Source organism: Glutamicibacter sp. AOP5-A2-18 (genome assembly GCF_052446055.1).
In the GTDB taxonomy this organism is placed as follows: domain Bacteria; phylum Actinomycetota; class Actinomycetes; order Actinomycetales; family Micrococcaceae; genus Glutamicibacter.
In genome coordinates this window covers 1,221,921-1,236,356 of record NZ_JBQSVW010000001.1, presented here as the reverse complement: position 1 = coordinate 1,236,356, position 14,436 = coordinate 1,221,921, and the positions used below count along the sequence as shown (strand labels likewise).

Sequence of the window (14,436 nt, the reverse complement as noted above, 5' to 3'; positions counted from 1 at the left end):
CACTACCTTGCTAACAGTTCCTCGACCTTATATTCGGTGCCCTGCTCTAGTCGCTGATAGGTGCTGCCGGAACGCTCAGCAATGGTGCCCAACTGACGGTCGAACAAGCCCACGCCGATCTCGTTGAGCAACCCGTCGTGGATTGGCGCCCACGTTGTGGCCTTGGTTGCCGTAGCAAAGTCAGCAGCTTCAGACATCTTGCCCCACGGTGCCATCACCGGCAGTAGCAGTAAATCTACTGGCACGCCCACGGGAACTTGGTAGCTGTCTCCGGGGTGGAAAACTATCGGTTGACCAACTGCCTTATCCCCCAGCACGTATCCGACGTTGGCAACCAAGTCGATGGATTGGTGGATCGTCGCGTGGGTGCCGCCTACTGCGCGCACACGAATCCCGCCGACAATGAAGTCGGCTCCAGCGCACACGGGGTGCACCTGGGCAATGGTGGCGGCCGGTAGTTTTTCCTTCAGGCTCTTAGCCAACGCCGCTGGCGCGTAGACCTCCAACACCGGATTAGAACTCAGTGCTTGGACGATAGCTTCGAGATCCGCATGGTCCGCATGCTCGTGGGTGATCAGCACTGCGTGCTTGTCTTCGAAAGCCCCAGTCAGTTCCGAAAAACTTCCAGGATCAAGCAGCAGCGAACCGTCTACGGTGCTCAGTTCAATACAGGAATGGCCTCTGGTTTTGATGCGCATGTCTTTAGCGTAGGCTCCACGCCCCGCCCGTGCCAGCGCCTGACACGCATCATCCAGAAAAGTTGGCTAAAATTGAGTGACAGTACAGGTGAACTGCGCAGTTAAATGAGCTGTTTCCTGTCCGCAACGAAGTCAAGGAATGGTGCACGTCGATGTCCCAGCCAGAAACCCGGATTACCAAGCAGCGACTAGCTGTAGCGCAGGCACTAGGCGAGATCAATGATTTCGCCACCGCACAGCAGCTGCACCGTTGGTTGCAGGATTCCGAGAAGAAGGTTTCGCTGGCCACCGTCTACCGCCTGTTGCAGTCCATGGCAGATGACGGCTTGGTCGACGTCCTGCGTAGCGGTGACGGCGAAGCACGTTTCCGTCAGTGCATCACCGACACCCACCACCATCACTTGGTCTGCCGCTCTTGCTCTAAGACCGTAGAAGTACAGGCCCCGTCGGTAGAACGCTGGGCCGCGCGAGTCGCAGCCGAACACGATTTTTCTGAGCCTGAACACACCGTTGAAATCTATGGTGTGTGCGCCGAATGTCGCGCTAAAGCCAGTAGCTAATCACCGAAGTTGGAATTCAAAATCTCTGTGAACATGACAATCGCCCCAGATCAATGATCTGGGGCGATTGTCATGTCGGCAGTTCTATACCTGGTGACGTCTGCGCGGTGAACGAACGTATTCAATGCTTCGGCAGATCACGTAAATCAAGAATGAAATCGTGGTGACGTAAGGGCTGATTGGTAGCGAACCGGCTAGGGCCAGCAAGATGCCACCAACAACGGCAAGTTCTGCAAACGCAATCGAGAGCACTACGGTCAGTACCGGATTGGATGTCACCCTCATCGCGGCAGCGGCCGGTGTAATCAGCAAGGCTAGGACCAGCAGTGCGCCGACAACCTGAATAGTCACCGCAACGGCAAGTGCCAAAATCACCATGAAGATAATCGACAGCCCGGAGGTGCGTACGCCTCGGGCATTAGCCACGACCGGGTCCACCGAAGCGAAGGTTAGTGGGCGCCAGATCAGAATCAGCGCAAGCACTACGACCAGTGAAAGTATCAGCATGCCGTTGAGCTGAACATCGTCCACAGCAACAATCTGGCCGGTCAGCAGGCCGAATTTATTTGCGCTTCTGCCCTCATAGAGAGACAGGAACAAGATGCCCAGTCCCAAACCAAATGGCATCAGGACACCGGTAATTGAATTTCTGTCTCGTGCTCTGGTGCCTAGGAATCCAAGGATCAACGCGGCAATGAGTGAGCCGAGTACCGAGCCAGTGACCACATCGGCGCCAATGAGCAGCGCAAAGGCCGCGCCAGCAAAGGACAGTTCAGCAATGCCGTGCACAGCGAAGGCCATATCGCGCATCATGATGAAGATGCCAATCAGTCCGCCCACAACGCCCAGAACCGCTCCGGCGATCAGTGAGTTGGACACTAGGGGCAAGAGTAGGGCGTAGTCGTCAAAGTTAAATGCCTTGTCGATGAAATCGGAAAAGTTCACAGTTAGCCCTACTTCCCGGTCTCAAGTTCAATATCATGTGCGTGATCATGCCCATCGGCAGGTAGCGGTCCAGCGCCGTCACCGGCAACCACCACAATGCGTCCATTCACTCGCAGCACTTCAACCGGTGCACCATAGAGCTCGGTGAGCACCGAAGTCTGCATGACCTCATCTACGGTCCCCAAGTGGAACTTGCCCTGTGCCAAGTACAGAACTCGGTCAACGTACGGCAGGATCGGGTTGATCTCGTGAGTGACAAAAATTACCGCACTATTGCGTTCAACGGCCTGGCGGTGAATGACTTCACTGATGGCCTGCTGATGGTGTAAGTCCAGGGACAGCAACGGTTCATCGCACAGCAGCACTGCCGGGTTACCAGCCAAGGCCTGGGCTGCACGAAGCCGCTGCTGTTCGCCGCCAGAAAGATCTGACACCGCACGATTGGCGTATCCGCTGGCTCCGACCATGTCCAACAGTTGATCGACCTGTTTGCGCACCGAGTTGCGGCCAATTCGGATGCCTAGCTTAGAACCATCTAGTCCAAGGGCCACAAGATCCCTGGCACGCAATGGAACGTTATCGCCAAAGGGCCGCTGCTGTGGAATCAATCCGACAGTTGCTGATCCTCGACGCACGGCTTCTCCCGCGATCGATACCGAGCCACGATTCAGCGAGGTTGTTCCGAGCATGGTGTTGATGAAGCTGGTCTTGCCTGAGCCGTTAGGCCCCAAGACTGCAAGGAACTCACCTTTATCGATGGAAAGATTAAGTTCATCCCAAAGCACTCGGGACCCGTAGGCCAAGCGTGCGTCTTGAAAACGGACGATCGGGCTAGATGACATGGAATACTTTCTAAACTGCACGGTTTGCGGAACAGCCGCGACGAAAAACTGCGGCACCCATGATGGGCACCGCAGTTAATCCTACCAGTTGCGATTCATTCGCAATACGCACTCACCAAGTGAGCTTCGCCTAGTTTCCTTGGCGCTCACCACGAGGTAGCGAGGCGCGCTTTCGGGTGGTGTCGGTAATTTCGCCGACCAGCACCTCGATCACGTCCTCCAAGAACACCACGCCAATGGCCGAACCCGAAGCATCAACAACCACCGACAGGTGGTTGCCTTCTTGACGCATCTCTTCCAGGGCCGCTTCAATCTCAGTGTCCTGACTCAGCTGACCCAAGGGGTGCAGTGGCAAATCAATCAATGGCTGAGTTGAGTGAGCGTCGTCAATGAGCATGACATCCTTGACGTGCCAGTAACCCACCGGGATCTCGTTCTTCGTGATCAGCATGCGCGAGAAGCCGGTCTTACCAACCTTCTTCTCAAATTCACGTGCGGTGGTCTGTCCCCATTCAAGGGTGAACAAATCATCGATGGGAACCATGCAACTACGTGCGGTGACCGAGGAAAATTCCAAGGCCTTGGTCAGACGCATGGCATTGTCTTCGTCCAGCGTGCCCTCTTCTGAAGAGGTGTCGATGATCGAACGCACTTCATCAGCGGTGTATGAGCTGGTCACTTCATCCTTCGGCTCAATACCAAAGACGTGCAGGACAATATTTGCCATGCCGTTGAGCATCGAAGTGATTGGCTTGAGTACCTTTGAAAGTCCCACCAATGGCATGGCCAGCAGCATCACTGCCTTATCTGCCACAGACACCGAAATGTTCTTTGGCACCATCTCACCAAAAGTCACGTGCAAGAAGGTCACCAAGACCAGAGCAACAAGGAACGCCACGGTATCCGCTGCCGACTCAGCCATACCCAAATGGACCATCGGTTCAGCAAGCAGGTGGTGAATAGCTGGCTCAGAGATGTTCAAGATCAGCAGCGAGCACACGGTAATGCCCAACTGGCAGACCGCGAGCATCACCGAAACGTGCTCCATGGCGTACAACGCGAGCTTGGCGCGCTTGTTGCCTTCGTCCGCCAACGGCTCGATCTGTGAACGACGCGCGCTCATTACCGCGAATTCGCCAGCAACAAAAAAAGCGTTACCCAGCAACAAGACAACGAGCCAGATTAGACCCATAAAATCATGCATCGTCGGCCTCCGATTCCGGTGCCGATGGTTCGAACTTCACCTGGGCGATACGACGACCTTCCAATTCGGTGACGGTAAACGTACCGTGCTCGGTCACCGCCTGATCGTCGAGTTCTGCCAGGCGGCCCAACTCAGCGAGCATGAATCCACCAATGGTTTCGTAGGAAGACTCTTCGGGGATTACCTCGTGGTCAAAGCTTTCATTAACCTGATCGGGGCGGAACATTCCGGGGAACAACCAGCTGCCGTTGGGCTGCGTGATTGCTTCCTCTTCGTCCTCATCGTGTTCGTCAGATACTTCACCGACGATTTCTTCGACCAAGTCCTCAAGGGTGACCAGACCGGCGGTTCCACCGTATTCATCCATAACGATGGCGATCTGGAATTCAGCTGCACGCAGTTGTTCAAGAAGCACGTCAAGGTGGATGGTCTCAGGAACGTAGAGTGCATCGCGGGCGAATTCACCCACCTGCAATGCTGCCCGGCGTTCGCGAGGCACCGAGACAACAGCCTTCACGTGGCAGATGCCCTGGATCTCGTCACTGGATCCCTCAATGACCGGGAATCGTGAGAAACCGGTATCGGCGCTGACTTCGATCAGTTCCGAAAGTGGGGCCTGCGAATCTATGGTGGACATCGAAGTACGTGGAGTCATCACATCAGCTGCGGTGCGCTCTGAGAACTCAATAGTGGATTCCACAAAACGCGCGGTCTGCACGTCCAAGGTTCCCAACTGAGCTGAACGTCTCACCAGCGAAGCCAATTCTTGCGACGAACGGGCTGCGGAAATTTCTTCCTTGGCCTCTAGTCCGAAGAAGCGATGCAGGATTGCGTTGGAAAAACCGTTAAGCACCATGATGGCGGGCTTGAAGATCGCGGTAAAAACTAGCTGCGGGCGAGCCAGCAACTTTCCGACCCGCATTGCCTGAGCGATAGCCATGTTCTTTGGAACTAATTCACCAATCAGCATTGAGAGCAAGGTTGCCAGAACAAGGGCCACGATGACGGTAACTGCTACCGAGCTGGCCTCCGGGACACCCAAGTTTTCCAACAGTGGCTCCAGCAGGGCGCTGATAGCCGGTTCAAGAACATAACCAGTGAGCAAAGTGGTCAGGGTAATGCCCAACTGGCAGCTAGAAAGCTGGGTGGACAGTGAAGTTAAGCATTGCAGGAGCGGCTTTGCGCCAGCTTCCCCGCGATCAACGGCATTTTGCACCGTACTTTTATCGAGCGCGACAAGTGAGAATTCCACCGCCACGAAAAAGCCTGTGCCAAGAATAAGTAGCAGGCCAAAAAGAATGTAGAGCCAATCCATGGGTGGTTACCGCCACCTGTTCGTTGACATCAAAGTAAGAGGTTCGGTGCCGATCAGGCGGCAACTAGAAGGCTCCAATCGCGAGCCAGAACCTGCTGAACATGAACTGTGTTGGCCGGCACTGCGCCCGTGGGCGGCACGCCGGCTTGGAGAGTGTGATTCCATAGTGCTTTTTAGTCTATCGAACGATGACCTTTTGTGCACCACATCGATTTTGTGACGTTCAACGGTAGCGCAATGACGCTAAACGGACTGTTATACACGACACTTTCGTGAGATTACATACGTGCCGTGGCCAAGCGGCCGTAAAAGTAACTAGACTGGTGCGCAGGTCTAGAAATCTTGTGAGCCGAAGTGGTCGATTCACGTCCTCGGAAGACCACCGGCTCAAGCTAGAACAACGTAGAAATCAGGGAAGAGGCGTTGCACGTGCCAGAGCAAGCACACCACCGACTTACTGAAGAGTTTGGTGGAAACGAGTGGCTAGTAGACGAGCTGTTCGAACAGTATCTCGTCGACAAGAACTCGGTAGATAAGAAATGGTGGGATATTTTCGAATCTCTCGCCGCCGACAAAAAGGCACCGGCAGCGCAGCCGACGCCTGCGGCGCCAGCAGCTCCTGCTGCGGCTCCGGCTACCAATGGGCAGGGCGCACCACGCGCTGCAGCCCAGGCTCGCACTTCTGAGCCAGCACCAGCACCAGCTTCAAAGCCAGCCGCCGCTCCAGCACCAGCTGCTGAAGAAAAGAAGGCTGAGCCAGCACCGAAGACCACGCCAATTCCGGCGCAGGCTCCGAAGGCTACCCCTTCCACCGAACTTTTCGGTGAGGAAAAGCGCACCCCACTGCGTGGGCCAATGAAGGCCATCGCAACCAACATGGATGCCAGCCTCACCGTGCCGACTGCAACCACCGTTCGTGCGGTTCCAGCCAAGGTGATGATCGATAACCGTATCGTCATCAACAACCACCTCAAGCGCTCGCGCGGTGGCAAGATCTCCTTCACCCACCTGATCGGCTTCGCCGTGATTCGTGCATTGAAGCAGATCCCTTCGATGAACGTCACCTACGACGTCATCGATAAGAAGCCAACCGCCATCCAGCCAGCACACGTGAACTTCGGTATCGCCATCGACATGCCAAAGCCAGATGGCACCCGCATGTTGGCTGTACCAAACGTCAAGGCCGCGGAGACCCTGAGCTTCAACGAGTTCTGGGCCACCTACGAAGACTTGATCAAGCGCGCTCGTGCCAACAAGCTGACCGCTGATGACTACGCAGGCACCACCGTGTCGCTGACCAACCCAGGTGGCATCGGTACCGTTCACTCGGTCCCACGTCTGTCCAAGGGCCAGGCAGCCATCATTGGTGTGGGCGCACTGGAATACCCAGCTGAGTTCCGCGGCTCTTCAGAGAAGACCGTTTCCGGCCTTGGCATCGGCAAGCACATCACCCTGACCTCCACCTATGACCACCGCGTCATCCAGGGCGCCGGTTCGGGCGAATTCCTGAAGCTAGTTGAATCCCTCTTGCTCGGCGAGCAGGGCTTCTACGACGAAATCTTCGAACAGCTTCGTATTCCTTACGAGCCAGTTCGCTGGGCCGTTGACAACCAGGTTGATATCGACCTGCAGGTCAACAAGGTTGCACGCATCCAGCACCTGATCAACTCCTACCGGGAGCGCGGCCACCTGATGGCCGACATCAACCCATTGGAATACGTTCAGCGCAAGCACCCAGATCTGGACATCAACAACTACGGTCTGACCCTGTGGGATCTGGACCGCGAGTGGATCACCGGCGGACTGGGCGGCACCGACCGCGCTCTGCTGCGAGATATCCTCGGCACCCTGCGTGATGCTTACTGCCGCACCATCGGCACCGAGTACATGCACCTGCAGAACCCAGAAGAGCGTGAGTGGTTCCAGGCCAAGCTTGAATCCCGTTACGCAAAGCCAACCCGCGAAGAGCAGCTGCGCATTCTTTCGAAGCTGAACTCCGCTGAGGCTTTCGAAACCTTCTTGCAGACCAAGTTTGTTGGACAGAAGCGCTTCAGCCTCGAAGGTGGCGAATCGCTGATTCCACTGTTGGACGCCATCATCTCTGATGCTGCGGACGCTCAGCTGGACGAGGTAGCCATTGGTATGGCCCACCGCGGACGCCTGAACGTGCTGACCAATATCGCAGGCAAGACCTACGCACAGGTCTTCCGCGAATTTGAAGGTACCGCTACCCCAGGCTCGGTTCAGGGCTCGGGCGACGTGAAGTACCACCTGGGCACCGAAGGTTCTTACACCTCGGACGCTGGCAACCAGACCAAGGTTTACTTGGCTGCTAACCCTTCACACCTGGAAGCAGTTGATCCGGTACTCGAAGGCATCACCCGCGCCAAGCTTGACCGCTTGGGTTCGAAGAATGAAGTACTGCCCCTGTTGGTTCACGGCGATGCTGCATTCGCCGGCCAGGGTGTTGTCTCCGAGGTTCTGGCTATGAGCCAGCTGCCTGGTTACAAGACCGGCGGTACCGTGCACGTGATTGTGAACAACCAGATTGGTTTCACCACCGCACCTAGCTCTTCGCGCTCCTCGGTTTACGCTTCGGACGTTGCTCGCACCGTTCAGGCTCCGATCTTCCACGTCAATGGGGATGACCCAGAGGCAGTGGTTCACGTAGGCCAGTTGGCTTTCGAGTACCGCCAGAAGTTCGGCAAGGACGTTGTCATCGACCTGGTGTGCTACCGCCGCCGCGGTCACAACGAAGGCGACGATCCTTCGATGACCCAGCCGATCATGTACAACCTGATCGAAGCCAAGCGCTCTACCCGCAAGCTGTACACCGAGGCCCTGGTTGGTCGCGGCGACATCACGCAGGAAGAAGCCGAGCACGTTTTGGCCGAGTACAAGGAAAACCTGGAGCGCATCTTCGCTGAGACGCATGCCGCCCAGACTTCCCCGATCCCAATCATCACCCCGGGCTCGACCATCAACGACCTGGAGAAGCCATTCGCTCAGGCTGCCGACGAGAACACCGTCGACGGCGCACGCGCATCGGCCATCTCCACCCAGACCTTGGCCCACATCGGTGCAGCTCACCTTCAGTTCCCTGAAGGCTTCACCATGCACACTAAGCTCAAGTCGTTGCTGGAACGCCGCGAGAAGATGTCGCGTGAAGGCGGCATCGACTGGGGCTTCGCCGAAATCGCTGCCCTGGGCTCACTGTCCATGGAAGGCGTGCCAGTACGTCTGGCCGGCCAGGACTCACGCCGTGGCACCTTCGTTCAGCGTCACTCGGTCTTCCACGACCGCGAAAACGACAACGAGTGGTACCCACTGCACAACCTAAGCGATGATCAGGCTCCACTGTGGATCTACGACTCGCTACTCTCCGAATACGCAGCACTCGGCTTCGAGTACGGCTACTCGGTGGAGCGTCCAGATGCACTGGTGATTTGGGAAGCCCAATTCGGCGACTTCGTCAACGGCGCACAGACCGTCATCGATGAGTTCATCTCCTCGGCAGAGCAGAAGTGGTCACAGTCCTCCTCGCTGGTTATGCTTCTTCCGCATGGCTACGAGGGCCAGGGCCCAGACCACTCCTCGGCTCGCATCGAGCGCTTCTTGCAGCTTTGTGCAGAGAACAACATGGTTGTGGCTCAGCCATCGACCGGTGCCAACCACTTCCACCTGTTGCGTCGTCAGGCTTACGCCCGTCCACGCAAGCCACTGATTGTCTTCACCCCGAAGCAGCTGTTGCGCCTGAAGGCCGCAGCAAGCACCGTGGAAGAATTCACCACCGGTGGTTTCCAGGAAGTCATCGGCGACGCATCGATCACCGATGCCAACGCCGTAGAGAAGGTACTGCTGTGCTCGGGTCGTGTTTACTACGACTTGATCGCTACCCGTGCCAAGGCTCAGGACACCAAGACCGCGATCATCCGCGTTGAGCAGCTCTACCCTGCACCACTGGAGCAGATCGCTGCCGAGCTGGCCAAGTACCCGAACGCCAAGGCAACTTGGGTTCAGGACGAACCAGCCAACCAGGGTCCATGGCCGTTCTTCGGTCTGTATGTTGCACCGCAGCTTGAGCAGAAGATTGAATTGGTCTCCCGCCCAGCTTTGGCCGCTACCTCTGCAGGTACCGCAAAGCGCCACGACGCAGAAAACGCAGTGCTGATGCAGCAGGCTTTCGCCCGCTAATCTTTCGCCGCTTTGATCGCTAAGGCTTAGTTGCCGGCGAGTATTTTCCAAGATTTTATGGTCAATACCCGCCGGCAACAGCTCTTTAACCACAAACTCACACTGCACAGTAACTTGTGGCCTTTTCCAACATGAATCTCCCGGAAAGCAACCCATAGGACTGCTAAGGTTGGGATCGATTCATATTCTTGAAGCCAACGAAAGGTCGCCCAGTTGGAGTTACGCACAATCCGAATTACCGCAATCGGAGATGAGCTACTGGCCGGACATGGGGACCCGCGCGGACTGGGCTGGTTCGGCCGTGTTATGGCCCGAACCCAGGACCCTGCCTTGCGACTTCAGTCCTTCGTTCTGGCTGCCCCCGCTGAAGGATCCGAAGCCCTAGCCGAGCGCTGGATGGGCGAAGCATCTCGACGATTCAGCGACCAGTATGAAAACCGCCTGGTTATTGCACTCTCAGATCGCGATGTTGACCTCGATGTCTCCACCGCACGCAGCCGTTTGAACCTGGCCAACATCCTTGATTCAGCCTCACAAATGAGCATCAAAGCTTTGCTTGTTGGCCCAGCCCCCGGCTTGGACGACGCTCGCAACCAGCGCGTGGCAGAATTAAACCGCGTGTACTCGGATGTGGCACTGCGCCGCAACCACCACTACGTGGATACGTTCACTCCCCTGCGCGGTCACGCTCAATGGCGTAGCGACCTGAACGCCTCGGGCGGTGTACCTGGGCAAGCCGGTTACGGACTGATGGCCTGGTTGGTACTACACCGAGGCTGGTACTCATGGCTAGACTTGCCGGAGCCAGGCGAGGGCTAAACCACCTTTGCGCGTTAGGAAAATGGACGCAAAGTATGAAAGACTATTAGTCGGCCCGAGCTATCGGGGAAAACCATTGATCCCTTAAAGGAGTCACCATGTCGAAGCGCGCTCGTAAGCGTCGCGATCGCAAGCGTGGCGGTGCCAACCACGGCAAGCGCCCAAACAGCTAAGCGAAGCGAACATAAAAAGAACCCCGTACCATTCGAGTTTTTACTCGAAAGCTACGGGGTTTCTCTTTGCCTGTTAGTGACCTGATTCGAGGCGAACCTGCGAAATCTTGGCAAAGATACTGGCTTTCAAATTCTGCGGCGCCTGCTCTTGGCAGCTACGTCGCACCACCGAACGGATAATGCACTCAAGGTCATATTCCTCGGTGCACTCCGGGCAGCCATCAAGGTGCGCTTTGACCTCTTTGATGTCATTCAGCGTCAATGCACCATCGAGGTATTCATAGATGCGTACCATGCGGTCATCGGCGCAATCACCCAATGAATTGCAATCCATCTTATTTCGCTCCTCCATCAGCCTTCGCGGCGCTCTTGGCACGAGCTCCGGTGGCTATCCCACGGTCTGCTGCATAATCTGCCAACAGTTCCCTCAAATTCTTACGTCCACGGTGCAACCGGGACATCACGGTGCCGATCGGCACACCCAAGATGTCGCTGGCTTCCTTGTAACTGAAACCCTCAACATCAACGAAGTACACGGCCATCCTGAAATCTTCACCGATGGACTGCAAAGCCGCCTTTACATCCGAATCCGGAAGGTGATCCAGCGCCTCAACCTCAGCCGAACGCAAACCCGTAGGCGAATGCTCCATCGCTGAAGCCATCTGCCAGTCCTCGACGGTGTCGGTGCTGGTGCGCAAAGGCTCGCGCTGACGCTTGCGGTACAAGTTGATATAGGTGTTGGTCAGAATGCGGTACAGCCAGGCCTTCAGATTGGTACCTGGCTTGTACTGGTGGAAGGCCGAGTACGCCTTGGTGTAGGCCTCCTGCACCAGATCCTCAGCATCCGTAGGGTTTCGAGCCATCCGCAGGGCAGCTGAATACAGCTGATCCACATACTGCATGGCGTCACGTTCAAAACGCTCGCGACGCTGCGCCTCGGACTCAGTGGCCGCATCGGGCAAATTCTCGTCCACACTCTTGTTGTTCATCACGCCTGAGTCTACGCGGTTACTAGCGCTATTGCGCGAATTCGAACGCGACCGGGTAACGGTACGGGCCCCGCGAGGTTCCTCGTCCACCACACAAGTGGTGCCGCTGGCTGTTGAAGTCTGCTCTCTGATCGTCACACTGGGTACAACCACGGGATCCAAAACCTTATTCCCCCATAGATCTCCGCTAAGATTTAACTAAAATCGCACAAGCCTAAGGATCAGCAATCAACACCGCAAGCGCCTCTGGAAGCCAGCACCACCCACCGCAGCACAACGCAGAGAACTGGTGGCCCGCGCCCTACACCGGCACCGGGGTACACGCCACCGTCACCGTGCCAGCTTCCAAGTCGTTAACCAACCGCTATCTGATCCTTGCGGCCTTGGCTTCTTCGCCATCCACCATTCACAACACCTTGATCAGCCGCGATACCGAGCTGATGCTCGGAGCGCTGGAAAGGTTCGGGGTGGGCATCGATCGCACCGAGCAGCCCGATGGCTCCACCACGGTAGTGCTCACTCCTGCGAGCGAACTAAAGCGCGCCGAGTCCGATGGCACCGAGCTGACCATTGAGTGCGGCCTGGCCGGAACCGTGATGCGTTTTGTTCCGCCATTGGCTGCTGTCGCTAAGGCAAGGGTCCACTTTGATGGCGACCCGGCCGCTCGAGTGCGTCCCATGGCCCCGGTACTTAATGGACTTCAGGCTCTAGGCGCACGCCTGAGCTACGGACAAACACCTGGCATGCTGCCGTTCACCATGGATGCCAGCGAAGTACAAAGCACCGAAGAAGTAGTGGTTGACGCTTCGGGCAGCTCCCAATTCATCTCTGCCCTACTGCTTGCCGGACACGCACTGCCCGGCGGACTGCGACTGCGCGCTGCACCCGGCCCGGTGGCCTCCCCGGATCACATCGCCATGACCGTGGAAACCTTGCGCGAATTAGGCGTAGCGATCACCGTGGATGACGATGGCCGCGGTTGGCAGATCGCCGAAGCACCCATTGCCGGCTTCACCGTGACCGTTGAACCTGACCTGTCCAACGCTGGGCCTTTTTTGGCCGCAGCTCTGGCGACCAACGGCTCGGTGGGCATCCGTTTCTGGCCCGAAAGGACCACCCAGGTCGGCGGTAAGTGGGTGCAGATCTTGAGCCAAATGGGGGCCGAGGTCAGCCATGGCACCGACGGGGTGCTCACCGTGCGCGGCACCGGAAAGATCACCGGCATCAACTACGCCGATGCCTCCGAGCTCGCGCCAACTCTGGCTGCTCTCTGCGCACTGGCCGATTCCCCGAGCAAGCTCACCGGCATCGGACACCTCCGCGGACATGAAACCGACCGGCTCGCAGCGCTGGAAATTGAACTAGCCAAAATCGGTGCCAGCGTCACCGCGACCGACGACGCGCTGGAAATCATTCCCGGGGTGCGTACCAGCGCAGATCTGAACAGCTACGAGGATCACCGCATGGCGACCGCCGGTGCGCTGTTGGGTCTGGCCATCAAAGGCATCCGCATAGAAAATATTGCCACCACCGCCAAGACCATGCCGCAGTTCCCCGAACTGTGGACACAAATGGCCAAAACCGCTAAGGATCGCGGCTAATGCACTACTCAGACTATGACGAATCCTCAGTGCGTGTCCGTCCGAACAAGCGTGGCTCCCGCCCGCGCACCAAGGACCGTCCCGCCTACGAAAAGGCCGTCATTGGCCGCATCATCACCGTGGACCGCGGCCGCTACACGGCCATCTTGGATGAAGACACCGCCAATGAGCGCATCGTCATCGCAGCTCGCGCCCGCGAACTTCGTCGCCAGGCGATCGTCCCGGGCGATCTAGTAGCACTGGTCGGTGACACCACCGGCAAGCCTGACACCCTGGCACGCTTGGTGCGCATCGAAGAACGCCGAACCCTGCTGCGCCGCAGTGCCGATGATACCGACGCTACCGAGCGTGTTGTGGTGGCCAACGTGGACAAGCTAGTGGTTGTGGTGGCCGCAGCCAACCCTGAGCCACGCACCGGCTTTGTTGACCGCGCACTGGTGGCCGCCTACGATGCCGGCATTCAACCGGTCTTGTGCGTGACCAAAGCCGATGTGAAGGACCCGGCCGAATTCCTCAAGCACTATGAGGGTCTGGACTTCCCCGTGGTCATTTCCCGCACCACCACCGAAGAGGCCTCCGGCGTTGATGCCCGAGGCGCCGACGGGTCCAGTGCAAGGCTGGATGTGCGTGCACTGGCAGAACTTGATGAGCTGCTTGGCGGCTGCGTTTCGGTCGTTCTAGGACACTCTGGTGTTGGCAAGTCCACCCTAGTTAACGCGTTGACTGGTTCAACCCGAGCGACCGGGCACGTCAACGCAGTGACCGGGCGCGGACGCCACACCTCCTCAAATGCGCTCGCGCTACGCCTGGGACAGGTTCCGGGCTCGTGGCTCATTGATACCCCTGGTATTCGTTCCTTCGGTTTGGGCTTGGTGGATCCGGATAATATTCTGGCCGCCTTTGAAGACCTGGCCCAGATCGCGACCGACTGCCCGAGAGGTTGCACCCACGCCGTCGGTGAAGCTGGCTGTGCTTTAGAAGCCTGGGCGCTGAGCGCAGATACTGCTCAACCTGCAGATCGTCTGGCCTCGTACCGGCGGTTAGTGACCACCAAGGAAACCACGCACGAAAAGGAGCTCGGCGCTCAGTAGGCGCC

The 14,436-nt window shown here is 57.4% G+C and carries 13 protein-coding genes; 6 read left to right on the top strand and 7 right to left on the bottom strand.

Annotated elements, in window-relative coordinates; genetic code table 11:
* Positions 1-2: 2 nt before the first annotated feature.
* Positions 3-698, bottom strand: a complete 696-nt coding sequence (locus ACT3RW_RS05925) for an MBL fold metallo-hydrolase (protein WP_444613131.1) — start codon at positions 696-698, stop codon at positions 3-5.
* Between the two features lie 152 nt (positions 699-850).
* On the opposite strand from ACT3RW_RS05925, the gene ACT3RW_RS05920 reads away from it, so the two are divergent.
* Positions 851-1,258 carry a Fur family transcriptional regulator gene (locus tag ACT3RW_RS05920; protein WP_131087842.1) on the top strand — a complete coding sequence of 136 codons (408 nt, stop codon included), beginning with the start codon at positions 851-853 and terminating at the stop codon, positions 1,256-1,258.
* Positions 1,259-1,342: 84 nt separating this feature from the next.
* On the opposite strand, the gene ACT3RW_RS05915 is transcribed toward ACT3RW_RS05920, so the two are convergent.
* The 4 genes from ACT3RW_RS05915 to ACT3RW_RS05900 form a co-directional block, all read right to left on the bottom strand.
* On the bottom strand, positions 1,343-2,203 hold the full coding sequence (locus ACT3RW_RS05915; RefSeq protein WP_262198025.1) for a metal ABC transporter permease: 861 nt from the start codon (positions 2,201-2,203) through the stop codon (positions 1,343-1,345).
* 8 nt (positions 2,204-2,211) lie between these two features.
* Positions 2,212-3,045 (bottom strand): metal ABC transporter ATP-binding protein, encoded by an 834-nt coding sequence (locus tag ACT3RW_RS05910; RefSeq protein WP_444613130.1) that lies wholly within the window; start codon positions 3,043-3,045, stop codon positions 2,212-2,214.
* Positions 3,046-3,175: 130 nt separating this feature from the next.
* On the bottom strand, positions 3,176-4,249 hold the full coding sequence (locus tag ACT3RW_RS05905; RefSeq protein ID WP_444613129.1) for a hemolysin family protein: 1,074 nt from the start codon (positions 4,247-4,249) through the stop codon (positions 3,176-3,178).
* Positions 4,242-5,564, bottom strand: coding sequence for a hemolysin family protein (locus tag ACT3RW_RS05900; protein WP_444613128.1), 1,323 nt, complete (start codon positions 5,562-5,564; stop codon positions 4,242-4,244). Before ACT3RW_RS05900 ends, ACT3RW_RS05905 begins: the two co-directional genes overlap by 8 nt.
* Positions 5,565-5,993: 429 nt before the next feature.
* Between ACT3RW_RS05900 and ACT3RW_RS05895 the strand changes: the two genes are divergently transcribed.
* From ACT3RW_RS05895 to ACT3RW_RS05885, 3 genes are all read left to right on the top strand, one after another.
* Positions 5,994-9,758: a multifunctional oxoglutarate decarboxylase/oxoglutarate dehydrogenase thiamine pyrophosphate-binding subunit/dihydrolipoyllysine-residue succinyltransferase subunit gene (locus ACT3RW_RS05895; protein WP_444613127.1), complete on the top strand. Its 3,765-nt coding sequence runs from the start codon at positions 5,994-5,996 to the stop codon at positions 9,756-9,758.
* Between the two features lie 213 nt (positions 9,759-9,971).
* Positions 9,972-10,577, top strand: coding sequence for a GDSL-type esterase/lipase family protein (locus tag ACT3RW_RS05890; protein ID WP_131087837.1), 606 nt, complete (start codon positions 9,972-9,974; stop codon positions 10,575-10,577).
* A gap of 98 nt (positions 10,578-10,675) precedes the next feature.
* Entirely contained in the window at positions 10,676-10,750 is a 75-nt protein-coding gene (locus tag ACT3RW_RS05885; protein ID WP_369299107.1) for a 50S ribosomal protein bL37, read from the top strand.
* Positions 10,751-10,823: 73 nt separating this feature from the next.
* Here ACT3RW_RS05885 and rsrA read toward each other — a convergent pair whose 3' ends face one another.
* Positions 10,824-11,084: a mycothiol system anti-sigma-R factor gene (gene rsrA, locus ACT3RW_RS05880; RefSeq protein WP_444613126.1), complete on the bottom strand. Its 261-nt coding sequence runs from the start codon at positions 11,082-11,084 to the stop codon at positions 10,824-10,826.
* 1 nt (position 11,085) lies between these two features.
* Positions 11,086-11,739, bottom strand: coding sequence for a sigma-70 family RNA polymerase sigma factor (locus ACT3RW_RS05875; RefSeq protein WP_131087835.1), 654 nt, complete (start codon positions 11,737-11,739; stop codon positions 11,086-11,088).
* A 227-nt stretch (positions 11,740-11,966) separates the two neighbouring features.
* Between ACT3RW_RS05875 and aroA the strand changes: the two genes are divergently transcribed.
* The gene (gene aroA, locus ACT3RW_RS05870) at positions 11,967-13,340 is read left to right on the top strand and encodes a 3-phosphoshikimate 1-carboxyvinyltransferase (protein ID WP_444614620.1); all 1,374 of its coding nucleotides are present in this window, start codon (positions 11,967-11,969) and stop codon (positions 13,338-13,340) included.
* Positions 13,340-14,431: a ribosome small subunit-dependent GTPase A gene (rsgA, locus tag ACT3RW_RS05865; protein ID WP_444613125.1), complete on the top strand. Its 1,092-nt coding sequence runs from the start codon at positions 13,340-13,342 to the stop codon at positions 14,429-14,431. Before aroA ends, rsgA begins: the two co-directional genes overlap by 1 nt.
* Positions 14,432-14,436: the final 5 nt, after the last annotated feature.